Here is a 23,217-nt window from a genome sequence, read left to right on the forward strand (position 1 = left end):
CGGCCTGTGCAGCATCAGGTCCGGCCGGGCAACGACCCCGCACCGGGCACGGATGACCGGCCGGCGCTGCCGCCGGTCAGCGTCCGTGCACGACTACGGCGCAGCGCGCTGCCTATAATCGCAGCGCTCTGACCGGGACCCCGCAATGCCGCACGGCCTGCCGCGCAAGATCCGTATCGCCTTCATCCTGCAGGCAGTCCTGGCCAGCCTGGGCATCCTGCTCGGTGCCTGGCTGGTCTCGCTGGTGATCAAGCACAGCCTGGTCGGCGCCGCCCTGCGCGAGGAAGCGGCCTATTACTGGACGCTGCACGAGGCGTCGCCGGTGCAGCCGCCGCCCAACACCCACAACATCCGCGGCTACCTGCTGGAAAGCGGGCAGTCGGCACTGTCATTGCCGGCCAACCTGCGCACCCTGGAGCCTGGCTTCCACGAGCTGCCCCAGGACGACCAGCTGGTGCTGGTCGACGTGCGCCCTGCCGGTCGCCTGTACCTGGTGTTCCTGCGCTCGCGCGCGGAGATGCTGGCGTTCTGGTTCGGCATCGTGCCGGTGCTGCTGACCCTGTTGGCGGTGTATGGCGCCAGCTGGGTCACCTACCGTGCCTCCAAGCGACTGGTGTCGCCGGTGAACTGGCTGGCGCGGCGCGTCTCGCGCTGGGACCCGGGCCACCCCGAAGCGGCCGATCTGGAGCCGAACAAGCTGCCGGCGGACATGCAGGGCGAGACCCGCCAGCTGGCGGCCGCACTGCATTCGCTGGCCAACCGGGTCAGCGCGCACGTGGCGCGCGAGCGCAACTTCACCCGTGATGCCAGCCATGAGCTGCGCACGCCGTTGACCGTCATCCGCGTGGCCAGCGACATGGCCCTTGGCGATGAAACCCTGCAGCCGCGCCTGCGCCGCAGCCTGCAGCGCATCCAGCGTGCAGGCCGTGACATGGAGGCGGTGATCGATGCGTTCCTGATCCTGGCCCGCGAGGCCGATGTCGAACCGCAGATCGAGCTGTTCGACGTCAACGACATCGTCCGCTACGAGGTGGACAACGCCAACGAGCTGCTGGGCAACCGGCCCGTATCGGTGCACCTGCACGGCGACGGCCCGGTACAGCTGCACGCACCGCCGCGGGTGCTGCAGGTGGTGGTCAGCAACCTGGTGCGCAATGCCTGCAGCTACACCGACGAAGGGCGTATCGACGTGCACGTGCTCAATGACCGGGTGGTGGTGCGCGATACCGGCATCGGCATGTCCGCCGAGGCGCTGTCGCGCGCGTTTGAACCGTTCTACCGCGCCGAGCCGAGCCGTCCGCAGGGCACCGGCCTGGGCCTGTCGATCGTGCGCCGGCTGTGCGACCGCTTCGGCTGGAAGGTCAGCCTGGCCAGCGAGCCGGGCAAGGGCACCGAGGCTACGGTGATCTTCCGGTAGAGGGATTTTGCCGGGCTGCGCCCGGCACCCGCCGAGGCAACATCAACATCAGAAGCGGGCATTCCGTGGAATGGCGGGGCGGTGTGGGTTTGCAGGACACGCCGTAAACCCGTCCATGGGGGCTCGATGGCGCCATCCATGGCGCCAACGGTCCTGCAAACCCACACCGCCCCGCCTTCGACAGTTTCCCGCGATCCGCAGTAGATCCACGCCATGCGTGGATGGGGTTGCTCAGTTGCAGTTGACCTTCGGCGCCAGCGCCCTGGTCCAGATCGCATAGCCGGCCGGGGTCATGTGCAGCATGTCCTCGCGGAACAGCGTCGCATCCGGCTGGCCGTCGGCGCCGAGCATCGGCGTGTAGATGTCGGTGAAACCGGTGTTGGGCAGCTTGGCCAGCGCGGCCTTGATCAGCGTGTTGGCCTCGTTGATCGCCGGCAGCAGGTGCGCGCGCGACGGGCTCGGCTTGATCGACAGGTACTCCACCTTGGTCTTAGGCAGGTCGCGGTGCACGCGCTGCACGAAGGCAACCACGTCGTCGCGCACCTGCACGGCGCTGCGGCCACTGTTGAGGTCGTTGTCGCCCGCGTAGAAGAACACTTTGCATGGCGCATACGGCACCACGATGCGGTCGGCGTACCAGGTGCTGTCGCGCACTTCCGAGCCGCCGAAGCCGCGGTTGAACACTGGCTGGCCAGGGAAGTCGGTGGCCAGGCTCTCCCAGAAGCGGATCGAGGAGCTGCCAATGAACTCGATGCCACCGCGCGGCGGCGGGGTGGACTGGTCGGCGCTGGCGAAGCGGGCCATGTCGCCGGCCCAGGCTACGTTGGAGACCTGTTCTGGCACACGGGGCGACTCGGCCGGGCTCAGCGCCTGGGCCAGCGGTGCGGCAGTCAGCAGGCCCAGCATCAACAGGCAGGTACGGCGACGGGACATCAGGCGCTCCAGCAGGCAAGGGGCATCCATCATAGGAGCATGCCCGGGCCGTTGCTTGCCCCTGGCAGGCCGTTCAGCGGGCCGGCGCGGGCTGCGGTTGGCGGCCTTGTGGCAAAATGGCCGCCATCTGCCTATTCCTGTGCACCCATGATTCCCTGCCGTGCGTCTGAGCGGTCGCTGCGCCGCGCCCCCGTTGCTGGATGTTCCACCCGTGGCTGATCAGTTCGGCCACCTGCCGCGCGGCCCGCGCCGCATCTTCCAGGCCGCCCGCTGGTCCTGGCAGGGCCTGCGCGCTGCCTGGCTGCACGAGTCCTCGTTCCGGCTTGAGGTCTACCTGCTGATCCTGCTGACGCCGATTGCGATCTGGCTGGGCCAGACGCCGGTCGAACGCGCGCTGCTGATCGGCTCGATGCTGCTGGTGCTGGCGATGGAGCTGGCCAACTCGGCCATCGAAGCGGTGATCGAACGCTACGGCAGTGAGATTCACGAGCTGGCCGGCCGCGCCAAGGACATGGGCTCGGCGGCGGTGTTCGTGCTGATGATGAACGTGTTGCTGTGCTGGGCGCTGGTCGTGGTTCCGCACGCGCTGGCCGGCAACTACGGCTGAAACCCCATTCCCCCCACTGCCTTGAAGAGTTTCCATGTCCTTTGAGTTCCTCGCCGACCCCAATGCCTGGGTGACCCTGTTCACGCTCAGCGCGCTGGAAATCGTGCTCGGCATCGACAACCTGGTGTTCATTTCCATTGCTGTCAGCAAGCTGCCGGAAGAGCGCCGCCCGTTCGCCCGCAAGCTCGGCATCGCGGTGGCCTGCATTACCCGCATCGGCCTGCTGGTATCGCTGGCCTACCTGGCGCACATGGCGGCAAACCTGTTCACCGTGGCCGGCATGGGCATCTCCATCCGCGACCTGGTGCTGATCGTTGGCGGCCTGTTCCTGATCATCAAGGGCTGCATGGAGATCAAGGAACTGATCAGCGGTGGCGAGGATGAAGATCCCAGCACCACCAAGGCCTCGGCCGTGTTCGGCTACGTGATCGCGCAGATCGCGGTGATCGACATCGTGTTCTCGCTGGACTCGGTGATCACCGCCGTCGGCATCGCCGACCACATTCCGGTGATGGTCGCCGCGATCCTGCTGTCGGTGATGGTGATGCTGCTGGCCGCCAACCCGCTGGGCCGCTTCATCGATGCCAACCCGACCGTGAAGATGCTGGCGCTCGCCTTCATCCTGATGATCGGCGCGGTGCTGATCCTGGACGGCCTGGACGTGCACGTGCCCAAGCCCTACATCTACGCCGCGATGGGCTTCTCGGTGCTGGTGGAGTGGCTGAACCTGCTGATGCGCCGCCGCGCCCGCGAGCACAACGTGCCGGGCGCCGGCAACTGGTAAGCGCGCCACTGGCGTGTGAGTCCCTCAGAACCCCCGGCATTCCGGGGGTTCTGCGTTGTGGGGGCGAGGTCGGTTCTGCAACGGCATTGTGGTTTTTGCACTTGTGGCTGCGTTCCGGCCTCCACTTGTGAACGAGGATCAACAGTGTTTTCCCGGGGCGAGGCTTAATCCGGCGCAGCAAAGCGCGCAGGCTACGCACTCCCGATTCCCGCCCCCCAGGACTCTCCCATGAATTCCAGAGCCGCCTTGCTGGCGCTTGCCGTTGGCGCCTTCGCCATCGGAACCACCGAGTTTGCCCCGATGGGCCTGTTGCCGGTCATCGCCGACGGCGTCGGCGTTGGCATCCCCACTGCGGGCATGCTGATCACCGCCTATGCCGTGGGCGTGACGCTGGGCGCGCCGGTGATGACCCTGCTGATGGGGCGTTTCGGCAAGCGCACCGCGCTGATGCTGCTGATGTCGATCTTCGTGGTCGGCAACCTGCTGTCCGCGCTGGCGCCGAACTACGGGCTGCTGCTGCTGTCGCGCCTGGTCACCAGCCTTAACCACGGTGCCTTCTTCGGCATCGGTGCGGTGGTCGCCGCCAGCCTGGTGCCAAAGGAAAAGCAGGCTGCTGCCGTGGCCACCATGTTCATGGGCCTGACCATTGCCAACATCGGTGGCGTGCCGCTGGCGACCTGGGTCGGCCAGCAGCTGGGCTGGCGCCTGTCCTTCGCCGGTACTGCGGCGTTGGGCCTGATCGCGATCACTGCGTTGGGTTTTGCGCTGCCGGCGTCCGCGCCGGGACCGCGCCCGGACGTGCGCCGCGAACTGAAGGCGATCCTGCAGCCGCAGGTGCTGCTGGCCATGGCCACCACCGTGCTTGGTGCGGGTGCGATGTTCACGCTGTACACCTACGTCGCACCGGTGCTGACCGAGTTGACCGGCGCTTCCAATGCCTTCATCGCGGTGTCGCTGGCCCTGATCGGCATCGGCTTCACCCTCGGCAACGGCATCGGTGGGCGCATGGCTGACTGGTCGCTCGATGGCGCCACCCGTATCCTGCTGGCTGCCCTGGCGGTGCTGATGTTCGTGCTGCCGCTGGCCTTCATGAGCCACGCCACCGCGGCGCTGGGTGTACTGCTGTTCGGTGTGGCGACCTTCGCCCTCGTGCCGCCGCTGCAGATCCGGGTGATGCAGGTGGCCAGCGAGGCGCCGGGCCTGGCGTCGTCGATCAACGTGGGTGCATTCAACCTGGGCAATGCGGTAGGTGCGGCGCTGGGTGGTGCGGTGATCAGCTCGGGCCTGGGCTACGCCGCCATTCCTGTGGCCGGTGGCCTGCTGGCCGCGTCGGGCCTGCTGCTGGCATGGCTGGGGCGTCCGCGCACTGCGGTGGCTGAGGCCTGCTGAGGGTGAGGGGTTCCGGCAGGGCTGCGCCCTGCACCCGCAGAGGCAACGTCAAAAGCTGGGCTACTGAGGGATGGCGGGGCGGGTCCGGTGGCGGGGGACGCCGTAAACCCTTCCCTGGGGGCTTGGCCGCGGCATCCATGCCGCGGACACCCCCGCCCCCGGACCCACCCCGCCTTCGACAGTCTTCCGCGATCTGTCGGAACGCGTTCTGCGCTGCTGTTGGTAGGTGTCGATCTTGGTCGACACGGTAGATCCACGCCATGCGTGGATGGCAGACACCAGGAATGTCTGAAGGGTCGGCTTTTGCCTTTGATTTTTCTTTTGATCTTCCCGCGGTGCGCAGAAAACTGTCCATGGCCGGGAGGGTGGGTCGGCTGGGGGCGTGAGCCGCATGGATGCGGCGACCGAGCTTACATGGACGTACTTGCAGCGGCCCCCAGCCGACCCACCCTCCCGGCCCATCCCCGAGCTGGCTGGACCACACCGCGGAGGGGGCGGCGCCCGATGGCCGGTCTTTCACCCGAACCATGGCATGCTCGGCGCCAAGCCCACCCGGAACCCCCGCCATGCGCCTGTTCACCCGTGTCCTGCCCCTGATGCTGCTGGCCTCCCTGTTGTCCGGCTGCGGCTACAACGCCATCCAGCAGAAGGACGAGGCGGTCAAGGCCAGCTGGTCCGAAGTGCTCAACCAGTACAAGCGCCGCGCCGACCTGGTGCCCAACCTGGTGCAGACCGTCAAAGGTTTCGCCAGCCAGGAAGAGCGCGTGCTGACCGAAGTCACCAACGCCCGCTCGCGTGTCGGCCAGATCAACGTCAACGCCGATGACGAAGCCTCGCTCAAGCAGTTCCAGCAGGCCCAGGGTGAACTCGGCAGCGCGCTGTCGCGGCTGCTGGTGGTGACCGAGAACTATCCCGTGCTGAAGTCCGACCAGAACTTCCGCGACCTGCAGGCCCAGCTGGAAGGCACCGAGAACCGCATCACCGTTGCCCGCGGCCGCTACATCCAGCAGGTGCAGGACTACAATACCTACATCCGCTCGTTCCCGCAGGTGATCACCGCCAAGATCTTCGGCTACAAGACCAAGCCGAACTTCACGGTGGACAACGAAGCGCAGATCTCCAACGCGCCGGCGGTCGATTTCGGCAACGCGCCGCAGCAGCAGCCGGCACCGCAGCCGGGCCACTGACCGATGCGCCTGGCCACTGCGCTGCTGGCCCTGCTGCTGTGGCTGCCGCTGGCGGCACAGGCTCAGCAGCTGGCGCCGATTCCGGCGCTGGATTCGCCGGTGGTCGACACCACCGGCACGCTGGAGGCTGCGCAGAAGCAGGCACTGGTGCAGCAGGCGCTGGACCTGCAACAGCGCAAGGGCAGCCAGCTGCAGGTGCTGGTGGTACCCACCACCCAGCCGGAGGACATCGCGCAGTACACCACGCGGGTCTTCGACCAGTGGCAGATCGGCCGCAAGGGCGTCGATGACGGCGTGCTGCTGGTGGTGGCCAAGGACGACCGGCGCGTGCGGATCGAGCCGGGTTACGGTCTTGAAGGCGCGATTCCCGATGCCATCGCCAACCGGGTCATCCAGGAATACCTGGTGCCGCGTTTCCGCGCCGGCGACTACGCCGGGGGCATCACCGATGCCACCGCCGTGCTGGTCAAGCTGATCGATGGCGAAACGCTGCCGGCACCGGTCAGTGGTCATCGTGGGCGCGAGCCGGGTGGCGGCGGCGATACCTGGTTCCTGGCGCTGTTCATCGGTGTGTTCGCCGGCAGCATCCTGCGCGGCGTGTTCGCGCGCGTGCCGCGCCCGCTGCGTGGCCTGCTCGGCGGCGCTGGCGCAGCCGTGGCGGCGTTCCTGTTCACCTCCACCCTGCTGGCCAGTGGCCTGGCCGGCGTGGTTGGCCTGATCGTGGCGATGCTGTCCGGCCACCCGGGGCGCTTTGCCGGCGGTGGTGGCTGGGGCGGCGGCAGCTGGGGCGGGGGCGGCGGCTTCGGCGGTGGTGGTGGATTCGGCGGTGGTGGCGGCTGGGGCGGCGGCGGTGGCCGTTCCGGTGGCGGTGGCGCTTCGGGAGGCTGGTGATGATCCAACGTCTGTTCCGTCATGTATGTTCGCCGTCGGTACGTCGCGCGTTCCCGCCAGCCACGCTGCAGGCGATCACCGAGGCCATCGCGGCCGGTGAGCAGCGCCACGGCGGTCAGGTGATGTTTGCGGTGGAGGCTGATCTGCCGCTGGCCGCGTTGTGGCACAAGGTCACCCCGAGGCAGGCCGCCGAGCATGCCTTCGCACGCCTGCGCACCTGGGACACCGCCCACAACAACGGCGTGCTGATCTACCTGCTGCTGGCCGACCATGCCATCGAGATCGTCGCCGACCGCGGCCTGCATGGCCGGGTCAGCCCGGCGCAGTGGCAGCGGGTCTGCACCCATCTGCGCGAGGGCCTGCGTGGTTCCAATCCGGTGGAAGCGCTGCAGGATGCCATCGACGAGGTCTCCAGCCTGATCGAAGGGCACTTTCCGGCCTCGACCCGGTCGAACGATGACGCGTTGCCGAACTCGCCGCAGATCCTTGGTTGAGCCGGGGCGGCACTGGCCCGAGAATAGGCGTTCAACCGCAAGGCACCTTCCATGATCTATTTCCACGACATCGACCCCATCGCCCTCTCGCTGGGGCCGATCAAGGTGCACTGGTACGGCATCATGTACCTGCTCGGCTTCACTGCGGCCTGGCTGCTGGGCCGCACGCGCATCGCCGCCGGGCGCCTGCCGGGCGTCGATGCCAACGGCTTCTCCGACCTGTTGTTCTACGCCATGCTCGGCGTGGTGCTGGGCGGCCGCATCGGCTACATGCTGTTCTACGCGCTGGGGGATTTCCTGCACAACCCGCTGCTGCTGTTCAAGGTGTGGGACGGCGGCATGAGCTTCCATGGCGGCCTGCTGGGCGTGCTGGGTGCCTGCTGGTGGTGGTCGCGCAAGCACGCGCTGCACTTCTTCGACACCATGGATTTCATGGCGCCGCTGGTACCGCTGGGCCTGGGTTTTGGTCGCATCGGCAACTTCATCGGCGCCGAGCTGTGGGGCAAGTACACCGACGGCACGTGGGGCGTGGTGTTCCCGTCGGGCCTGCCGGCGCCGCTGAACCAGTTGGACCACGCGACCCTGCAGGCGCAGTTCGCCACCGGCGCGCTGAACCAGTTCGCCCGCCATCCCTCGCAGCTGTATGAAGCGATCCTGGAAGGCCTGGTGATGTTCGTGGTGCTGTGGACGGTGTCGGCCAAGCCGCGCCACCGTTACCTGGTCGGCGGCCTGTTCGCGCTGATGTACGGCCTGTTCCGCTTCGCCGTCGAATTCGTACGCATGCCCGACAACGGCGTCTATGTGGCCTTCGACTGGCTGACCCGTGGCCAGATCCTCAGCCTACCGCTGATCGCTTTCGGCCTGGTGCTACTGGTAATGTCGCGCCGCGCGCCGGTACTGCAGCCGCAGCTGCCGGTGGTTGCCGAGGGCAAGGCATGAAGGCTTACCTGGACCTGCTCTCGCACGTGCTCGAGCACGGTGCCGAGAAGAGCGACCGTACCGGCACCGGTACCCGCAGCGTGTTCGGCTGGCAGATGCGTTTCAATCTGGCCGACGGCTTCCCACTGGTCACCACCAAGAAACTGCACCTGCGCTCGATCATCCACGAGCTGCTGTGGTTCCTGAAGGGCGATACCAACATCGGCTACCTGAAAGACAACCAGGTACGCATCTGGGACGAGTGGGCCGACGAGAACGGCGACCTCGGCCCGGTCTACGGCAAGCAGTGGCGCAGCTGGGCCACCGCCGATGGCCGCGAGATCGACCAGATGCAGTGGCTGGTGGACGAGATCAAGCGCAACCCCGATTCGCGCCGGCTGGTGGTCAGCGCCTGGAACGTGGGCGAGCTTTCGCAGATGGCGCTGATGCCGTGCCACAATCTGTTCCAGTTCTACGTGGTGGACGGCAAGCTCAGCTGCCAGCTGTACCAGCGCAGCGGCGACATCTTCCTCGGCGTGCCGTTCAACATCGCCAGCTATGCGCTGCTGACCCACATGGTGGCGCAGGCCACGGGCCTGGGCGTGGGCGACTTCGTGCATACGCTGGGCGACGCGCACCTGTATTCGAACCATTTCGAGCAGGCGCGCGAGCAGCTTTCGCGTGAACCGCGCGCGCTGCCGAAGCTGTGGTTGAACCCGGAGGTGAGCGACCTGTTCGGCTTCCGGTTCGACGACATCCGCATCGACGGCTATGACCCGCACCCGGCGATCAAGGCGCCGGTGGCGGTGTGAGTGATGTTTGGCATGCTGCGTATCAGCTGGTGAGACCTGACTGATGCAGATTGTTTCTCGGATTCACCAAGTGGAGAAGCAATGAGCAAACATTCACGAAAGGCACGGGAAAAGCTGGCGGAAGGCTTGATGTCGATGTCCGGCTCCCTGGCCGTTGCATTGACTGTTGGTGTGTTAATTACTCCTCTCCTGGCAGTCGCCAATGCGGCGGTCGCGGGAAAGGATGTGGACCTTTGGGTCATGATTACTGACCTCAAACCGACTACTGCGGCAATACTGTTCCTGCTCTATTGCTCAGCGGTTGCGACAGTACTCGGTGGACGTAGCGCGGCGATGAAAATCTTCAACGAGTTGTATCCGGACAAATGAAGCTCTCGATGATCGTGGCGCTGGACCGCAACCGTGGCATCGGCCAGGGCAATGCCATGCCCTGGCACCTGCCGGATGATTTCAAGCACTTCAAGGCGCTCACCCTGGGCAAGCCGATCCTGATGGGGCGCAAGACGGCCGAGTCGATCGGCCGCGTACTGCCGGGGCGCACCAACCTGGTGCTGACCCGCAGCGGCCAGGTGCCGTTCGCGGGCATGCGCGCGGTGGCGTCGCTGGACGAGGCGAAGGCGATTGCCGAAGGTGAGGGCGCCAGCGAGCTGTGCATCATCGGCGGCGGCGAGATCTTCCACCAGCTGCTGGACCAGGCCAGCGACCTGTACCTGACCTGGGTCGATGCCGAAGTCCCCGCCGACACCCATTTCCCCGAGGTGGCCGTGCAGGACTGGCGGGAAGTGAGCAGCGAGCCGCATCCGGCCGATGACCGCCACGCCTATGCGTTCCGCTTCGTGCATTACGTGCGCCGCTGAGGATGGTTTTCTGTAGAGCCGAGCCATGCTCGGCTGCTGTTGCCTGATACCTCCCGTAGCTGAGCATGGCCCGGCTCTGCAGGTGCCTACGGCATCCGGTAATGCCCGATGATCGCGTGCTGGAACAGCAGGTTCTCTTCACGCGTGCCGCGCGCGATGTTGTGCAGCACCAGCGGTGTGCCATTGGCCAGCCTCCGGTCGGAGACGATGCCGACATGCAGCAGACCGTTGCCGTTGAGCTTCCAGGCCACGATGTCACCGGCCGCATAGTCGGTGGCGAGGGCGGTGATCGGTTGCTGCCAGCCCTGCCGTTCGAACCAGCGCATCAGGTTCGGCACACGTCGATGATCAATGTTGCGGTCCGGCCGTGACAGGCCCCAGATCGCGGGATACGCGCTGAAGTTGCCGCGCATGTCTTCATGCACGCGCGCCTGCAGGTCCAGGCCCTGGCTGCGCAGGGCGCGCACCACCACGTCGGTGCACACGCCGCGATCAAGCGGGACGTCGCCGCCGGGATAGGACAGGACCTGGTAGGCGGGATCGTAACGGGTGGTGACGCCGATCTGTGCGCGCGCTGCGGCCACCAGTGGCGGTGAAGGGGCCTGCGGCTGCGATGGCGTGGGGGCGGCATTTCCGCCGCCGGTGGGAGCCGGGGGCGAAGCAGGCTGGCAGCCGCTGGCCAGGGCCAGCGTCAGCAGCAGCACCCTCCATGGTGCCCAGCCGCGTCGCGTCATGCCTGCGGCGCGGCGCCGTTGTTGTGGGGTCCACCGGAGCCTCCACCGCCACCACCTCGACGGCGACGACGGCGCGGACCACGGTTGCCCGGGTTGGCAGCAGCGGCGTTGCCGCCGCCCTGTTCCTTGCCCTGCACCGCAGCGGCGGGGCGCTCGTGCGCCGGTCGCGCCGGCGGGCGGGCGTGGGGTACGGGTGCCGGTACATCACGGCCCGGTACCTGCACCACGCGCAGCTCGTCGGTATCGAGCTGGATCGCGGTCAGCTTGCCGCCCCAGACTGCGCCGGTGTCGATGGCGTGCACGCCCTGGGTGATGGTCAGGCCCAGCGCCGACCAGTGGCCGCAGACGATCTTGAGGTCGCGCTCGACCCGTCCAGGTACTTCGAACCAGGGGTAGAGTCCCTGTTCCTGCGTGCCAGGGGTGCCCTTGTCCTCGATGCCGATGCGCCCGCGCGGGGTGCAGTAGCGCATGCGGGTGAGCACGTTGATGATCGCACGCGAACGGTCGTAGCCGGACAGGTTCGGCGCCCAGCTTGGCTTGTCGCCGTACATGTTGCGGAACAGCTTGCGGTAGCCGGCGCCGTGCAGCTGCACCTCGACTTCGGCGGCGTGCTTCTCTGCCATCTGCGTGGTCCACTTCGGCGCCAGGCCGGCGTGCACCATCATCCAGCCCAGCTCGCGATCCACATGCACCAGCTTCTGCAGGCGCAGCCAGTCCAGCAGTTCGTCGCGGTCCTCGGCCTGCACGATGCGCAGCAGGTCCGGGTTGACCTTGCGCTGCTCCTCTTCGGTGCGTGCACCGACGGCCAGCAGCGAAAGATCATGGTTGCCCAGCACCACCACGCTGTGCTCGCGCAGCGAATGCACCAGCCGCAGCGTTTCCAGCGACTGACCGCCACGGTTGACCAGGTCGCCGCAGAACCACAGGGTGTCCTGGGCCGGGTCGAAGCGGATCTTCTCCAGCAACCGCTGGGTAACGTCGTAGCAGCCCTGCAGGTCGCCGATCGCCCACACACTCATCGTTCGGCCTCCGTGTCAGTGCAGGGTACGCGGGACGGCCAGCACGAACGGTGCGACCGGCGCGGCAAATTCGGTGCCATCGTCGGCGACCATGTCGTAGTGCCCCTGCATGGTCCCGTGATCGGTCCCCAGCATGACACCGGACGTGTAACGGAAGTCTTCACCTGGGCGCAGCCGCGGCTGCTCGCCGATCACCCCGTCGCCATCGACATGCTCGACACGGCCATTGGCATCGGTGATGCGCCAGTGGCGTGCGACCAGGCGTGCGGCGACCCGCCCCTGGTTGTGGATGCGGATCGTGTAGGCGAACGCATAGCGCCCGTCTTCCGGCGCGGATTGATCGTCGAGGAAGCGCGGTGCGACTTCGACGGAGATGGCGTAAACGTCAGCGTCTTCCATACCGGCAGTGTAATCAGGAGGCATTGGCCAAAGCGATGAATTCGGCCACGTCCAGCTGTTCGGCGCGGGCATCGGGACGCACGCCGGCGGCAACGAACTGTTCGGCGGACACCACGTTGTTCAGGGCGTTGCGCAGGGTCTTGCGGCGCTGCCCGAAGGCGGCCTTGACCACCTCGGCGAAGCGCGTGTGGTCGTTGATGCTGATCGAGGCCGGGTCACGCGGCACCAGCCGCACCACGGCCGAATCGACCTTCGGCGGCGGCCGGAACGCGCCCGGCGGCACCACGAACAGCGAGGTCACCTGGCAGTAGGCCTGCAGCATCACGCTGAGGCGGCCATACACCTTGCTGCCGGGGCCGGCGGCCATGCGGTCGACCACCTCCTTCTGCAGCATGAAGTGCATGTCGCGGATCACTGCGGCATGCTCCAGCGCATGGAACAGGATCGGCGAGGAGATGTTGTAGGGCAGGTTGCCGACCAGGCGGATCGGCTGGCCATTGGCCAGTTCGGTGAAGTCCACGCGCAGCACGTCGCGATGGACGATGGTCAGCTCACCCAGCGGCTCGGCGGCGGCGGTCAGCGGCGCGATCAGGTCGCGGTCGAACTCGATCACCGTCAGCTTCGGGTGCACGCGCAGCAGCGGCAGGGTGATGGCGCCCTGGCCTGGACCAATTTCAACCAGGCGGTCACCATCTTTCGGATTGACCGCCATCACGATCTTGTCGATGTAGTGGCGATCGGCCAGGAAATGCTGGCCAAGCTGCTTCTTGGCCGGTGCGGTGAACACCGGGCCGGAGGGGGAATGCGGGGAATTCATGCGCTCAGTGTACGTTGCCGCGCCAGCTGCGCACACAGCGTCGTTGCCGCCTGCAGGCTGGAAGGATCGGCGATGCCGCGGCCGGCCAGGTCCAGCGCGGTGCCATGGTCGACCGCCACGCGCGGGTAGGGCAGGCCGAGGGTCAGGTTCACCGCCTGTTCGAAGCCGGAATACTTCAGCACCGGCAGGCCCTGGTCGTGGTACATCGCCAGCACGGTGTCGAAACCGGCCAGCTTGGCCGGCAGGAAGGCGGTGTCGGCCGGCAGCGGCCCGACCAGGTCCATGCCCTCCGCGCGCAGGCGCTGCAGCAGGGGGATGACCAGATCCAGTTCCTCGCGTCCCAGATGACCGTCTTCGCCGGCATGCGGGTTCAGCCCGAGCACCGCGATGCGCGGCGCAGGCAGGCCGAACTCGCGGCGCAGCGCGGCATGCACCGTGCGCAGGGTGTGTTCCAGGCTGGGCGCGGTGATCGCATCGGCCACCTCGCGCAGCGGCAGGTGGGTGGTGGCCAGGGCCACGCGGACAATGTGATTGGCCAGCATCATCACCACCTTCACTCCGGCCTGGTCGGCCAGCAGTTCAGTGGTGCCGCTGTAGGCGATGCCGCCCTCGTTGATGACCGCCTTGTGCACCGGGCCGGTCACCACACCGTGCAGCTCACCGGACAGGCAGGCCTGGCCGGCGCCGAGCAGGGCGCCGATGACCGCGCTGGCATTGGCCGGATCGGCCTGGCCGAAGTGGCTGGGCACCGCGTTGCGGACGGCGCGCAGGCGCAGATCGCCGGGGACGCGTGCTTCGGCGTGCTCGGGCAGGAGTTGCAGGGGCAGGTTCAGGGCGGCCGCAGCCGCGCGCAGGGTGTCCGGGTCGGCGAAGGCCAGCAGCCGGCAATCTTCACGCGGCTGCTGGACGAGGCGGACACACAGCTCCGGGCCGATCCCGGCGGGCTCGCCCGGTACCAGAGCGAGCTCGGGGCGCATCGGTCAGGACTGCGGCGGCGTGGCGGTGTTTTCCGCGCGGTCGCCGCTGCGGAAGCTGACGTAGGCTTCGCCACGCAGTTCCTGCAGGAAGCGGTTGTACTCGTCTTCCAGCTTGCGGCGGCCGATGGTCTCGCGGACCTGGGCACGCTGGTTGTCGGTGGTCACGTCGGTCTGGCGGGTCGCCACGCGCTGCACGATGTGCCAACCGGCGTCGGTGCGGAACGGCTGGCTGACGCCACCATCCTGCAGGCCACTCACCTGCTGGCCGAAGGCCGGACCGAACGCGTCAGCCGGGAACCAGCCGAGATCACCGCCCTGGCCCTTGCTGTTGTTGTCCTCGGAGGACTCCCTGGCAACGGTCTGGAAGTCGGCGCCGCCGGCAATGCGGGCGCGCAGGGTATCGATCTTGGCCTTTGCAGCGGCATCGGTCTGGTTGTCGTCCACGCGGACCAGGATGTGGCGGCCGTGGTACTCGGTGACCGTCTGCTCACCGGCGGCGGAACTGCTGTCACGCACTTCCACCAGCTTCAGCAGCTGGAAGCCGCTCGGGCCGCGGATCGGGCCGACCACCTCGCCCGGCTTCATCTTTTCCATCAACTGGGCAAAGGCCTGCGGGATTTCATCCAGGCTGCGCCAGCCCAGATCGCCGCCTTCCAGCGCGTTCGGGCTGTCCGAATAGCGCACGGCCGCCGCGTTGAAGTCCAGCTCGCCCTTGTCCAGCAGGGCCTTCACGCCATCGGCCTTCTTCTGGCCGGTGGCGATCTGGTCGGCGTTGGCACCGTCGGGCAGGGCGATCAGGATGTGCGCCAGGTGATACTGGTTGCCTACCGTGGCCTGCTGCTTCAGCGCGGCGTCGACTTCACCCTCGCTGACGCTGATGCGGCTCTGCGCGAAGCTCTGGCGCAGGCGCTGCACGGTGATCTCGTCACGCACCGACGCGCGGAAATCGTTGAAATCGATACCGTCATGGGCCAGGCGCTGGCGAAGGGCATCCAGGTTCGAACCGTTCTGCTGGGCGATGGCGTTCATCGCCTGGTTCAGCTCCTGGTCGCTGACACGGATGCCGCTGCCCTGGGCGCGGGCCACCTGCAGCTTGACCAGCACCAGGCGTTCGAGCACCTGGCGGCTGAGCACGTCTTCCGGCGGCAGCTGGTTTTCGCGGCCGGCATACTGCGCCTTGATGTTGGCGATCGCACGCTGGAGCTCGCTCTGCAGGATCACGTCCTCATCGACGACGGCAGCGATGCGGTCAAGCGGCTGCGCCTCCTGGGCAAGCACCTGCAGGGGGGCGGACACGCTGGACACCGCCAGCAGCGAGGCGAGAAGAACGGGGAAGCGCTTGTTCATGGGATCAGGTTCGGATCGTAGTCATCCCGGGTCGCCCCGGTGTTGCTCGGCGGCACGAGATAGAGGTCGTCGCGGTTGTAGCCGAGGATAGCACGGCGCAGGGTACGGTCCGTGTCCTGCCCCAGGGAGCTCAGGCCCTTGAGCACGAACTCCAGCTGGATGGCGTTGTTCATCTCGCCTTCGCGGTTGCGGACGTAGCGGCGGGCGACCGCACGCACGGCCAGGCAGCAGCTGTCCCACTGGACGCCGGCGATGATTTCCAGCGGTTCCTTGTCCTGCAACGAGTAGTAGTAGCGACCGACCAGGCTCCAGCGCGCATTCAGCGGGTACAGGAACGACAGGTCGGCCTGTTCCAGCAGGGTACGGTCGTGCTTGTTGGCGGTGGCGGGGGCGCCCGAGTTGATGCGGTAGCGGTAGCTCAGGTTGATCACGCCATCGTTGGGCATCAGGTAGCGGGCACGGACGCTGGCCAGATCCTCACGCTTGTACTTCGGGTCCCACTGGTAGGTGGCACCCAGGGTCCAGCGGTCGTTGATCATGTAGTTGCCGTCGGCGATCCACGCCGACTTGCCCTTTTCCACCGGCGCGCCGCCCGGGGTGACGGTCACCCGCGACTCGTCGAAATACTGGATCTGGCCGATGGCCGCCGAGAAGCGTTCCTTGCCGGTGGTCTGGTCGATGAAGCGGGTGCCCAGTGCCAGGGTCAGCTGGTTGGCATCGTTCTGGCGGTCGGCGCCGGTGTAGCGCGAGTCGCGGAACAGCTGGCCCCAGCTGAACGTGAAGTCACGGGTGTCGAAGATCGGAAGGTCGTCCTGGTTGCGGTACGGCGTGCGCAGGTAGAACAGGCGCGGTTCCAGCGTGTGCAGGAATGACTTGCCGCCGATCGTGGTCTCGCGATCGAAGAACAGGCCGGCGTCGATGCTGCCGATCGGCAGGCTGCGGCTGGGCGATTTGTTGCCGCGCAGCTGCTCCGGCGTGGCGGTGTTCGGGTCGATGCCCTGCGAGGCCAGCACGTTGCGGCGGACGCTGTCAGCCAGGCCCTGGTCCAGGTCGTAGCCGGTGTAGCGGTAGGCCAGGGTCGGGGTGACGTACCAGGCCGCGCCACTGATCGGGAACGACACGTACGGCTTCACGTCCAGGCGCGAGCCGCCGTACATGCGTTGGGTCTGGCCGTTGCGCGTGTACTGCAGGTCGGGTCCCGCATCGGCGCCGTACTTGAAGTTGATGTCGTCGTGAGTGAAGCGCACGGCTTCGGCATAGATGCCGGTTTCCAGCCACGGCAGGACCGGCTTGTCCCAGTTGAAGTACAGGCGCGGCTGGCGGTTGTACGGCAGCGCGCTTTCATTGAGCGTGTAGTCGGTCAGCTGCCAGCGGTCGGCCATGATGCCGGCCGTCCAGTTCCTGCCGGTGCCGTACAGGCCCACGGTGCTCTGGAGGTTCGAGGCAGTCACCCCGACCAGGCGGTTGGCGAAGTCCTCGACATAGCGCTCGTCGCTGACCCAGGCCAGGTTCGCGCGGGCCTGCCAGTGGCTGTCCACGTTGTGGTAACCGCTGAACATCACCCGGCCGCGGTCGCGGTCGCGCAGCTTGTCGTTGGGCATGAACGCGGTCAGCAGTTCGCCGCGGCCGCCGTTGTAGAGATAGCGGAACTCGTTGTCGAGCATCAGACCGCGCCGGCTCATGTAGCGCGGGGTCAACGTGTCGTCGTAGTTCGGCGCCAGGTTGAAGTAGATCGGCTGTGCGTAGTCGAATCCGTTGCGCCCGGACATGCCCAGCTGCGGGAACAGCAGGCCGGTCTTGCGGCGGTCATCGATCGGGAACTTGAAGTACGGCGCCCACAGCACCGGCACCTTGCCGATCCGCAGCACGGCGTTGCGGGCGGTGCCGAAGCCCTCGTCGTTGTCCACTTCGATCTGCGGCGCCGACAGCTTCCACACCGGCTGTGACGGGTCGCAGGTGGTGTAGGTGGAGCGGTGCATCTGGCCGACCGCGCCCTGCAGGTCGACCGACTCGGCATCGCCGTTGCCGCGGCGCGACACCAGCTGGTACTTGATGTCGGTGATCTTGTGGGTGTCGCTTTCCTGGTTGCCCTCGGCGCGCTTGGCGACCATGCGGATCGAGGAGTCCTGGTAGCGGACATTGCCGTCGGCGATGTAGTTGCCGCTCTCGGTATCGAAGCTGAGCTTGTCGGTGCCGACGAACTGGTCGCCGCGGCGCAGGGCCACGTTGCCTTCGTACTGCGGCACGGTGGTCGTGCCCAGCAGCTGGTCACCCTCGATGTCGGTCGGCTGCTGCTCGCGCGCAGCGCTGGCGGCGGCCTTGTCCTGCCCCGGGACCGGGGTGGGGGCATCGGTGAACGCGGGAATCACGTCGGTAGCCGGGCACAGGCCCCAGTTGAGCGGCTTTTCATCGGCCATTGCCGGCAGGCAGATGGCGATGCTCAGAGGCAGGGGAAGCAGGCGGAGGGCTCGGCGCACGCGGTTCGGATTCGGGCGAAAACGGACGGTAGCTTGCCCCATCCCTTGCATAGGGGCAATGAAGGACGCCGCAGCCTGCCGGTTCGGGTTCATCCGGAGACGCTGCCGGGAGGGGGCAGCAGCAGGGCCCGGACATGGGCCACGCTGCACTCGGCAAGGGCCTGCAGGTCATAGCCGCCTTCCAGCATCGAGACCACCCGGCCGGCCGCATGACGGCGCGCCAGCGCATGAAGCTCCCGGGTGATCCAGGCGAAATCGTCGGTTTCCAGCATCAGGTCGGCCTGCGGGTCACGCAGGTGGGCGTCGAAGCCGGCCGAGATCAGCAGCAGCTGCGGACGGAAGTCGTCGATGGCCGGCAGCATTTCGTCGGCCCACACGTTGCGGAAGCGGAAACCGCCACTGCCCGGGGGCAGCAGGATGTTCATCAGGTTGCCGGCACCGCGGTCGCGGCGCAGGCCGGAATTGGGGAACAGGCCGGCCTGGTGGGTGCTGTAGTACGAGACCCGGGCGTCGTGCTGGAAGATGTCCTGGGTGCCGTTGCCATGGTGGACATCGAAATCGACCACCGCGATCCGCTCCAGCCCATGGCGGTCACGGGCATAGGCGGCGGCGATGGCGATGTTGTTGAGCAGGCAGAAGCCCATCGCCGTGCTGCTGGTAGCGTGGTGGCCCGGGGGCCGCACCGCGCAGAACGCCAGCGGGTCCTCGCCCAGCATCACCGCATCGACCGCCGCCACCCCGGCGCCGGCGGCGTGCACGGCGGCACTGGCCGAGCCCGGCGAGGTCCAGGTGTCCATGTCCAGCTGGCGCAGCGGCGCGGTCTGCGGCTGCAGCACGAAGTCGAGCAGGGCGCTGTCGTGGACCCGGGTCAGTTCGCCGAACTTGGCCGGCGGCGCCTCGCGCCAGTCCAGCTGGCCGGGGAACGCGGTGTGCAGGGCATCGAGCACATGCTGCAGGCGTTGCGGGCACTCCGGATGGCCAGGGCCGGGGTCATGCAGCAGGCAGGACGGATGGGTGAAGACCAGCATCGTGCCGACTCAGCGCTGGCGCTGCTGTGGCTGCCACAGCGCTTCGCCATGGCCGTCGGCGCGGGCCAGTACGCGGGCCAGCACGAACAACAGGTCCGACAGCCGGTTGAGGTACTGCAGCGCCTCGCTGCGCACGGGCTCAAGGCGGGCCAGGGTGACGGTCTCGCGCTCGGCGCGGCGGACGATGGTGCGGGCCAGGTGGCAGCGTGCGGCGGCCTCGCCACCAGCCGGCAGGATGAACTCCTTCAACATCGGCAGGTGGGCGTTGTAGTGGTCCAGCTGCTGTTCCAGTGCCGAGACATCGGCGGCGTGGATGGCGGCGTGGCCGGGGATGCACAGCTCGGCACCCAGGTCGAACAGCTGGTGCTGCAGATGCACCACCAGCGCGCGGACATCCTCGGGCAGCGCGGTGGCAAGCAGCAGGCCGAGCGCAGCGTTGGCTTCATCGACGGTGCCGTAGGACGCCACCCGGGCGTCGTCCTTGGCCACGCGCTGGCCGTCGCCGAGGCCGGTACTGCCGTCGTCGCCGGTGCGGGTATAGATGCGCGAGAGGCGATGACCCATGGCGCGGCTCAGTGCCGGATGTCGCGGCGGGCCTGCTGAAGCTTCAGTACCTGCTCCACCGCCAGCTGCAATGCCGCCGCCAGCGCCACGTAGATCGCGGTGGTGCGCAGGTAGGGGCCGAACCATTGTGCGTAGTTCTGCGCCCAACCGGCCAGCGTCGGCTCGGCCACGTTGCGGGTGGTCCAGTAGAAACCGCCCTGCGCCAGCAGGTGGCAGACCGCCACCGAGGCCACCAGCAGCAGTGCACCCTTGGCCAGCACCGGCCAGCGTGCGCCCTGGTAGTTGCGGCCCAGCAGCATGCCGCCGGCCCACAGCGAGAAATACGCCGGCAGTAGCAGCCAGTAACCCGGCGACACGCAGTAGTGCTGCCAGAAATCCAGGCCGCTGCTGCGGATCACGATCCAGTCCACCAGCACGGCGAACACCATCAACAGCGGAAACGCCCAGCGTGTCCACGTGGCCAGGTAGAAGCCACCGATGAAGAACACCGCCCAGGAGGCATCGGGGATCGCCGCGAAGTGGTTGACCCGGGTCGCCGCCAGCAACAGCACAAGGACGGACAGGACGAAGGCGCGGTTGGCGGTGGCGGACATGGCAGCGGGCCCGGAGCGGATTCAGGTTTCATTCTAGCCCGCCGCGCCGGTTGGCGCAGGTCGGGTGGTGTTGGGCGTTCGGGCAGGGCGAGCGCGTATCATGAACATCATGAGTGAACGACATGACGTGCTGATCGTCGGTGGTGGCCTGGTCGGTGCCAGCCTGGCCATCGCCCTGGACCGCCTGGGCCGCGATGTGGGCCTGCTCGAGGCCAGCCCGGCTGGCGAGCTGCCGGCGGTGTTCGACCAGCGCAACCTCAGTTTTGCCGCTGCCACGGTCAATGCGCTGACCGCGCTGGGGGTCATGCAGAAGCTGGCGATGGCGCCGGGCCCGATCCGCCGCATCCACGTCAGCCGCGCCGGCGATTTCGGCCGCGTGCAGCTGGAGGCTTCCGACTACGACCGGCCGTGGTTCGGCCAGGTGGTGGTGGCGCGGGACTTCGGCCAGGCGCTGGAAGCGCGCCTGCAGGAGCTGCCGCGGCTGCGGCGCTACCGGCCCATGCGCTTCCTGGGCCTGGGCGAGGTGGTTGATGGCTACCGCCAGGTGCGGGTGGCCGACGAGACCGGCGAACGCGTGCTGCAGGCCCGGCTGGTGGTGGGGGCCGATGGCACGACCAGTGGCGTGCGCGGCGCGCTCGGCATCGAGGTCGACCGCCATGATTTCCAGCAGACCCTGTTCGTGGCCCGCGTGCGCAGCCAGCGCACGCCAGACGGCACCGCCTGGGAGCGCTTCACCGATACCGGCCCGACCGCCCTGCTGCCGCGTGGTGATCGCCACTTCGGCACCGTGCACGGTGTTGCGCGCGACCACGCCGATGCGGTGATGGCGCTGGACGATGCGGCTTGGCTGCAACGCCTGCAGAACGCGATCGGCTGGCGCGCAGGCCGGCTGCTCGAATCCGGCCCGCGCAGTGCTTATCCGCTCATCCAGGTGCTGGCGCGCGCGCTGGCCGGAGAGCGCGGGGTGCTGCTCGGCAATGCCGCGCAGACCATCCATCCGCTGGGGGCGCAGGGCTTCAACCTGGGCCTGCGCGATGCGCTGACCCTGGCCGAACTGCTGGAGGATGCGCATGAGGATGCCGGCAGTGATGCACTGCTGCAGGCCTATGTCGCGCGCCGCGAAGAGGACCGCCGGCAGACGGTGGCGTTCTCCGGCGGGCTGGCGCGCCTGACCAGCAATCCGGCGCCGCTGATGCGGCCGCTGCGCAGCCTCGGCCTGGTGGCCGCGCAGCGTGCCTCGGTGCAATCGATGCTGGTCGGTGGTGCGATGGGCTTCCGCGGCGAGGTGCCGCGGCTGTGCCGTGGAGAAGCGGCATGAGCCGGCGCGCGCGTCTTGATGTGGCCATCATCGGCGGTGGCGTGGTCGGTGCCGCGTGTGCGCTGGCGCTGGCTGATGCTGGCCTGTCGGTGGCGCTGGTGGAAGGTCGCGAACCGGCGCCGTGGCAGGCCGCACAGCCGGACCTGCGCGTGTTCGCCTTCGCTGCCGACAACGTACAGCTGCTGAATCGTCTTGGTGTGTGGCCGGCGATCGCGCAGGCCCGTGCATGGCCCTACCGGCGCATGCAGGTGTGGGATGCGGCTGGTGGCGAGGATCTGCTGTTCGACGCCGATCGCTTCGGCCGTCGCGAACTGGGCTACATCGTCGAGAACGCGCTGCTGCAGGACCACCTGTGGTCGGCGCTGCCGGCGGCGGGTGTGCAGCTGCACTGCCCGGCACGCGTGGACGCGCTGGAGCAGGACGAGGACGGCGTGCGCCTGCGCCTGGATGACGGGCGCCGCTTGGAAGCGGCGTTGGCGGTGGCCGCCGACGGTGCCGAATCGACCCTGCGCCAGCTGGCCGGGATCGAGGTTGAAAAGCATGACTACCACCAGCGCGGCGTGGTGGCCTACGTGGACAGCGATCTTCCCAACCAGGCCACGGCCTGGCAGCGCTTCCTGCCAAGCGGGCCGCTGGCGTTGCTGCCGGTGGCGGAGCGCCGCAGCTCGATCGTCTGGACCCTGCCCGAGGACGAGGCGGCGCGTGTTCTGGCACTGGACGAGGACAGCTTCAACCGCGAACTGACCCGCGCCTTCGCGGCACGCCTGGGTGAGCTGCGGTTGGCCTCCCCGCGAGCGGCATTCCCGCTGCGCCGCCAGCTGGCCCGTCACTACGTGGCCGGTCGTGTACTGGCGTTGGGTGACGCGGCGCATGTGGTGCATCCGCTGGCCGGGCAGGGCGTGAACCTGGGGCTGCGTGATGTCGCCGCCCTGCAGCAGTGGCTGGCACCCTCGGCAGAGCGCCGCGGCCAACCGCGGCTGTCGCCGCAGCGCCTGCAGCGCTGGGCACGCGAACGGCGGAGCGACAACCACATCGCCGCCTACAGCTTCGATGCGATCAACCGCCTGTTCTCCAACGACGAAATGCACCTGACCCTGGCCCGGGGCCGTGCGCTGGGCTGCGTCGGCCGATGGCCGCCGCTGGTGCAGGCGTTCTGGAAGCGCGCCGCCGGCGTCTGAAGCAAAAAGGGGACGGAGGGGATTAAGCCGTATGTGCACATACGACTTAATCCCCTCCGTCCCCTTTTTCAATCCACCAGCCAGCCGGCCAGGTCGGTGCGGTCCAGCTTGCCGCGATGCCTGCGGTCCAGCGAATTGAATTCGTCGGCCAGCGCCGGGTTGGCCTGCGCTTCCTCGCGGCTGATGAAACCGTCGCCGTTCACATCCAGCGCGGCGAAGTGGATGCGGTACTGGCCAACCACGCTGCTGGGCTCCAGCGAACGCACCGTCACCTGTGCCTCGCCGGCCGGCTGTGCAATCTCGACGCTGCCGCTGACCCGACCGGCATCCAGTGGCTGCGGGCGGATCGCGCCGCCGGTGGGGCCCAGCGGCTGGCTCTGCGCAGGGGTGTGCGGCAGTTGCTGGGCCATGGCCGGTGCGACTGACAGCAAAGTGATCAGCAGGGTGAGCGAGTGGTAGCGCATGGTTCCGTTCCCC

Annotated in this window: 25 protein-coding genes; 13 read left to right on the top strand and 12 right to left on the bottom strand. The window is 67.8% G+C overall.

What is annotated here, in order from left to right:
• Nucleotides 1-145 precede the first annotated feature (145 nt).
• Nucleotides 146-1,417 carry a sensor histidine kinase gene (locus ACM0O9_RS00115; protein ID WP_065178739.1) on the top strand — a complete coding sequence of 424 codons (1,272 nt, stop codon included), beginning with the start codon at nucleotides 146-148 and terminating at the stop codon, nucleotides 1,415-1,417.
• A 231-nt stretch (nucleotides 1,418-1,648) separates the two neighbouring features.
• On the opposite strand, the gene ACM0O9_RS00120 is transcribed toward ACM0O9_RS00115, so the two are convergent.
• Nucleotides 1,649-2,350: an SGNH/GDSL hydrolase family protein gene (locus ACM0O9_RS00120; protein ID WP_053500094.1), complete on the bottom strand. Its 702-nt coding sequence runs from the start codon at nucleotides 2,348-2,350 to the stop codon at nucleotides 1,649-1,651.
• Between the two features lie 211 nt (nucleotides 2,351-2,561).
• Here ACM0O9_RS00120 and ACM0O9_RS00125 point away from each other — a divergent pair, with 211 nt between their 5' ends.
• The 10 genes from ACM0O9_RS00125 (at nucleotide 2,562) to ACM0O9_RS00170 (ending at nucleotide 10,289) form a co-directional block, all read left to right on the top strand.
• Nucleotides 2,562-2,957 (top strand): diacylglycerol kinase, encoded by a 396-nt coding sequence (locus tag ACM0O9_RS00125; RefSeq protein WP_005415335.1) that lies wholly within the window; start codon nucleotides 2,562-2,564, stop codon nucleotides 2,955-2,957.
• Nucleotides 2,958-2,991: 34 nt separating this feature from the next.
• The gene (locus tag ACM0O9_RS00130; RefSeq protein ID WP_005415336.1) at nucleotides 2,992-3,741 is read left to right on the top strand and encodes a TerC family protein; all 750 of its coding nucleotides are present in this window, start codon (nucleotides 2,992-2,994) and stop codon (nucleotides 3,739-3,741) included.
• A gap of 228 nt (nucleotides 3,742-3,969) precedes the next feature.
• On the top strand, nucleotides 3,970-5,130 hold the full coding sequence (locus ACM0O9_RS00135) for an MFS transporter (protein ID WP_414604094.1): 1,161 nt from the start codon (nucleotides 3,970-3,972) through the stop codon (nucleotides 5,128-5,130).
• Between the two features lie 566 nt (nucleotides 5,131-5,696).
• Nucleotides 5,697-6,317, top strand: a complete 621-nt coding sequence (locus ACM0O9_RS00140) for a LemA family protein (protein WP_005415338.1) — start codon at nucleotides 5,697-5,699, stop codon at nucleotides 6,315-6,317.
• 3 nt (nucleotides 6,318-6,320) lie between these two features.
• Complete coding sequence (locus tag ACM0O9_RS00145) at nucleotides 6,321-7,208, top strand: TPM domain-containing protein (RefSeq protein ID WP_414604095.1); 888 nt, start codon at nucleotides 6,321-6,323, stop codon at nucleotides 7,206-7,208.
• Entirely contained in the window at nucleotides 7,208-7,702 is a 495-nt protein-coding gene (locus ACM0O9_RS00150; protein ID WP_065186338.1) for a TPM domain-containing protein, read from the top strand. Before ACM0O9_RS00145 ends, ACM0O9_RS00150 begins: the two co-directional genes overlap by 1 nt.
• 51 nt (nucleotides 7,703-7,753) lie before the next feature.
• The gene (gene lgt, locus ACM0O9_RS00155) at nucleotides 7,754-8,641 is read left to right on the top strand and encodes a prolipoprotein diacylglyceryl transferase (protein ID WP_111201132.1); all 888 of its coding nucleotides are present in this window, start codon (nucleotides 7,754-7,756) and stop codon (nucleotides 8,639-8,641) included.
• A complete protein-coding gene (locus ACM0O9_RS00160; protein WP_235649821.1) occupies nucleotides 8,638-9,432 on the top strand; it encodes a thymidylate synthase in 795 nt (264 codons plus the stop codon). Before lgt ends, ACM0O9_RS00160 begins: the two co-directional genes overlap by 4 nt.
• Nucleotides 9,433-9,513: 81 nt before the next feature.
• Nucleotides 9,514-9,801: a hypothetical protein gene (locus ACM0O9_RS00165; protein WP_065179687.1), complete on the top strand. Its 288-nt coding sequence runs from the start codon at nucleotides 9,514-9,516 to the stop codon at nucleotides 9,799-9,801.
• Nucleotides 9,798-10,289 (top strand): dihydrofolate reductase, encoded by a 492-nt coding sequence (locus ACM0O9_RS00170; protein ID WP_053500480.1) that lies wholly within the window; start codon nucleotides 9,798-9,800, stop codon nucleotides 10,287-10,289. The genes ACM0O9_RS00165 and ACM0O9_RS00170 overlap by 4 nt, the downstream gene beginning before the upstream one ends.
• An 86-nt stretch (nucleotides 10,290-10,375) precedes the next feature.
• Here ACM0O9_RS00170 and ACM0O9_RS00175 read toward each other — a convergent pair whose 3' ends face one another.
• From ACM0O9_RS00175 to ACM0O9_RS00220, 10 genes are all read right to left on the bottom strand, one after another.
• Nucleotides 10,376-11,023 (bottom strand): DUF1287 domain-containing protein, encoded by a 648-nt coding sequence (locus ACM0O9_RS00175; protein WP_032953945.1) that lies wholly within the window; start codon nucleotides 11,021-11,023, stop codon nucleotides 10,376-10,378.
• Complete coding sequence (locus ACM0O9_RS00180; protein WP_005415345.1) at nucleotides 11,020-12,042, bottom strand: symmetrical bis(5'-nucleosyl)-tetraphosphatase; 1,023 nt, start codon at nucleotides 12,040-12,042, stop codon at nucleotides 11,020-11,022. Before ACM0O9_RS00180 ends, ACM0O9_RS00175 begins: the two co-directional genes overlap by 4 nt.
• A gap of 15 nt (nucleotides 12,043-12,057) precedes the next feature.
• Nucleotides 12,058-12,441, bottom strand: coding sequence for a Co2+/Mg2+ efflux facilitator ApaG/CorD (apaG, locus tag ACM0O9_RS00185; RefSeq protein WP_005415346.1), 384 nt, complete (start codon nucleotides 12,439-12,441; stop codon nucleotides 12,058-12,060).
• Nucleotides 12,442-12,454: 13 nt separating this feature from the next.
• Nucleotides 12,455-13,258 carry a 16S rRNA (adenine(1518)-N(6)/adenine(1519)-N(6))-dimethyltransferase RsmA gene (rsmA, locus tag ACM0O9_RS00190; protein WP_005415347.1) on the bottom strand — a complete coding sequence of 268 codons (804 nt, stop codon included), beginning with the start codon at nucleotides 13,256-13,258 and terminating at the stop codon, nucleotides 12,455-12,457.
• Nucleotides 13,255-14,235, bottom strand: coding sequence for a 4-hydroxythreonine-4-phosphate dehydrogenase PdxA (pdxA, locus tag ACM0O9_RS00195; protein ID WP_005415348.1), 981 nt, complete (start codon nucleotides 14,233-14,235; stop codon nucleotides 13,255-13,257). The genes rsmA and pdxA overlap by 4 nt, the downstream gene beginning before the upstream one ends.
• 3 nt (nucleotides 14,236-14,238) lie before the next feature.
• Nucleotides 14,239-15,582, bottom strand: a complete 1,344-nt coding sequence (locus tag ACM0O9_RS00200) for a peptidylprolyl isomerase (protein WP_414604096.1) — start codon at nucleotides 15,580-15,582, stop codon at nucleotides 14,239-14,241.
• Nucleotides 15,579-18,059, bottom strand: coding sequence for an LPS-assembly protein LptD (lptD, locus tag ACM0O9_RS00205; protein ID WP_414604097.1), 2,481 nt, complete (start codon nucleotides 18,057-18,059; stop codon nucleotides 15,579-15,581). The genes ACM0O9_RS00200 and lptD overlap by 4 nt, the downstream gene beginning before the upstream one ends.
• A gap of 89 nt (nucleotides 18,060-18,148) precedes the next feature.
• A complete protein-coding gene (locus ACM0O9_RS00210; protein WP_005415351.1) occupies nucleotides 18,149-19,087 on the bottom strand; it encodes a histone deacetylase family protein in 939 nt (312 codons plus the stop codon).
• Between the two features lie 9 nt (nucleotides 19,088-19,096).
• Nucleotides 19,097-19,651, bottom strand: coding sequence for a cob(I)yrinic acid a,c-diamide adenosyltransferase (locus ACM0O9_RS00215; protein ID WP_197598383.1), 555 nt, complete (start codon nucleotides 19,649-19,651; stop codon nucleotides 19,097-19,099).
• Between the two features lie 8 nt (nucleotides 19,652-19,659).
• Nucleotides 19,660-20,244, bottom strand: coding sequence for a hypothetical protein (locus ACM0O9_RS00220; protein ID WP_005415353.1), 585 nt, complete (start codon nucleotides 20,242-20,244; stop codon nucleotides 19,660-19,662).
• Nucleotides 20,245-20,353: 109 nt separating this feature from the next.
• Here ACM0O9_RS00220 and ubiH point away from each other — a divergent pair, with 109 nt between their 5' ends.
• Nucleotides 20,354-21,562, top strand: a complete 1,209-nt coding sequence (gene ubiH / locus ACM0O9_RS00225) for a 2-octaprenyl-6-methoxyphenyl hydroxylase (RefSeq protein WP_197598384.1) — start codon at nucleotides 20,354-20,356, stop codon at nucleotides 21,560-21,562.
• A complete protein-coding gene (locus ACM0O9_RS00230) occupies nucleotides 21,559-22,740 on the top strand; it encodes a UbiH/UbiF family hydroxylase (RefSeq protein WP_414604098.1) in 1,182 nt (393 codons plus the stop codon). Before ubiH ends, ACM0O9_RS00230 begins: the two co-directional genes overlap by 4 nt.
• Before the next feature lie 68 nt (nucleotides 22,741-22,808).
• On the opposite strand, the gene ACM0O9_RS00235 is transcribed toward ACM0O9_RS00230, so the two are convergent.
• Nucleotides 22,809-23,204 (bottom strand): EF-hand domain-containing protein, encoded by a 396-nt coding sequence (locus ACM0O9_RS00235; RefSeq protein ID WP_197598385.1) that lies wholly within the window; start codon nucleotides 23,202-23,204, stop codon nucleotides 22,809-22,811.
• Nucleotides 23,205-23,217 lie beyond the last annotated feature (13 nt).

The organism is Stenotrophomonas sp. FR012 (assembly GCF_047520565.2).
GTDB lineage: Bacteria > Pseudomonadota > Gammaproteobacteria > Xanthomonadales > Xanthomonadaceae > Stenotrophomonas > Stenotrophomonas sepilia.

Coding starts and splice junctions, on each gene's coding strand:
- ACM0O9_RS00115 (WP_065178739.1), top strand. CDS start 146: ATGCCGCACGGCCTGCCGCGCAAGATCCGTATCGCCTTCATCCTGCAG.
- ACM0O9_RS00120 (WP_053500094.1), bottom strand. CDS start 2,350: ATGTCCCGTCGCCGTACCTGCCTGTTGATGCTGGGCCTGCTGACTGCC.
- ACM0O9_RS00130 (WP_005415336.1), top strand. CDS start 2,992: ATGTCCTTTGAGTTCCTCGCCGACCCCAATGCCTGGGTGACCCTGTTC.
- ACM0O9_RS00135 (WP_414604094.1), top strand. CDS start 3,970: ATGAATTCCAGAGCCGCCTTGCTGGCGCTTGCCGTTGGCGCCTTCGCC.
- ACM0O9_RS00140 (WP_005415338.1), top strand. CDS start 5,697: ATGCGCCTGTTCACCCGTGTCCTGCCCCTGATGCTGCTGGCCTCCCTG.
- ACM0O9_RS00145 (WP_414604095.1), top strand. CDS start 6,321: ATGCGCCTGGCCACTGCGCTGCTGGCCCTGCTGCTGTGGCTGCCGCTG.
- ACM0O9_RS00150 (WP_065186338.1), top strand. CDS start 7,208: ATGATCCAACGTCTGTTCCGTCATGTATGTTCGCCGTCGGTACGTCGC.
- lgt (WP_111201132.1), top strand. CDS start 7,754: ATGATCTATTTCCACGACATCGACCCCATCGCCCTCTCGCTGGGGCCG.
- ACM0O9_RS00160 (WP_235649821.1), top strand. CDS start 8,638: ATGAAGGCTTACCTGGACCTGCTCTCGCACGTGCTCGAGCACGGTGCC.
- ACM0O9_RS00165 (WP_065179687.1), top strand. CDS start 9,514: ATGAGCAAACATTCACGAAAGGCACGGGAAAAGCTGGCGGAAGGCTTG.
- ACM0O9_RS00170 (WP_053500480.1), top strand. CDS start 9,798: ATGAAGCTCTCGATGATCGTGGCGCTGGACCGCAACCGTGGCATCGGC.
- ACM0O9_RS00175 (WP_032953945.1), bottom strand. CDS start 11,023: ATGACGCGACGCGGCTGGGCACCATGGAGGGTGCTGCTGCTGACGCTG.
- ACM0O9_RS00180 (WP_005415345.1), bottom strand. CDS start 12,042: ATGAGTGTGTGGGCGATCGGCGACCTGCAGGGCTGCTACGACGTTACC.
- apaG (WP_005415346.1), bottom strand. CDS start 12,441: ATGGAAGACGCTGACGTTTACGCCATCTCCGTCGAAGTCGCACCGCGC.
- rsmA (WP_005415347.1), bottom strand. CDS start 13,258: ATGAATTCCCCGCATTCCCCCTCCGGCCCGGTGTTCACCGCACCGGCC.
- pdxA (WP_005415348.1), bottom strand. CDS start 14,235: ATGCGCCCCGAGCTCGCTCTGGTACCGGGCGAGCCCGCCGGGATCGGC.
- ACM0O9_RS00200 (WP_414604096.1), bottom strand. CDS start 15,582: ATGAACAAGCGCTTCCCCGTTCTTCTCGCCTCGCTGCTGGCGGTGTCC.
- ACM0O9_RS00210 (WP_005415351.1), bottom strand. CDS start 19,087: ATGCTGGTCTTCACCCATCCGTCCTGCCTGCTGCATGACCCCGGCCCT.
- ACM0O9_RS00215 (WP_197598383.1), bottom strand. CDS start 19,651: ATGGGTCATCGCCTCTCGCGCATCTATACCCGCACCGGCGACGACGGC.
- ACM0O9_RS00220 (WP_005415353.1), bottom strand. CDS start 20,244: ATGTCCGCCACCGCCAACCGCGCCTTCGTCCTGTCCGTCCTTGTGCTG.
- ubiH (WP_197598384.1), top strand. CDS start 20,354: ATGAGTGAACGACATGACGTGCTGATCGTCGGTGGTGGCCTGGTCGGT.
- ACM0O9_RS00230 (WP_414604098.1), top strand. CDS start 21,559: ATGAGCCGGCGCGCGCGTCTTGATGTGGCCATCATCGGCGGTGGCGTG.
- ACM0O9_RS00235 (WP_197598385.1), bottom strand. CDS start 23,204: ATGCGCTACCACTCGCTCACCCTGCTGATCACTTTGCTGTCAGTCGCA.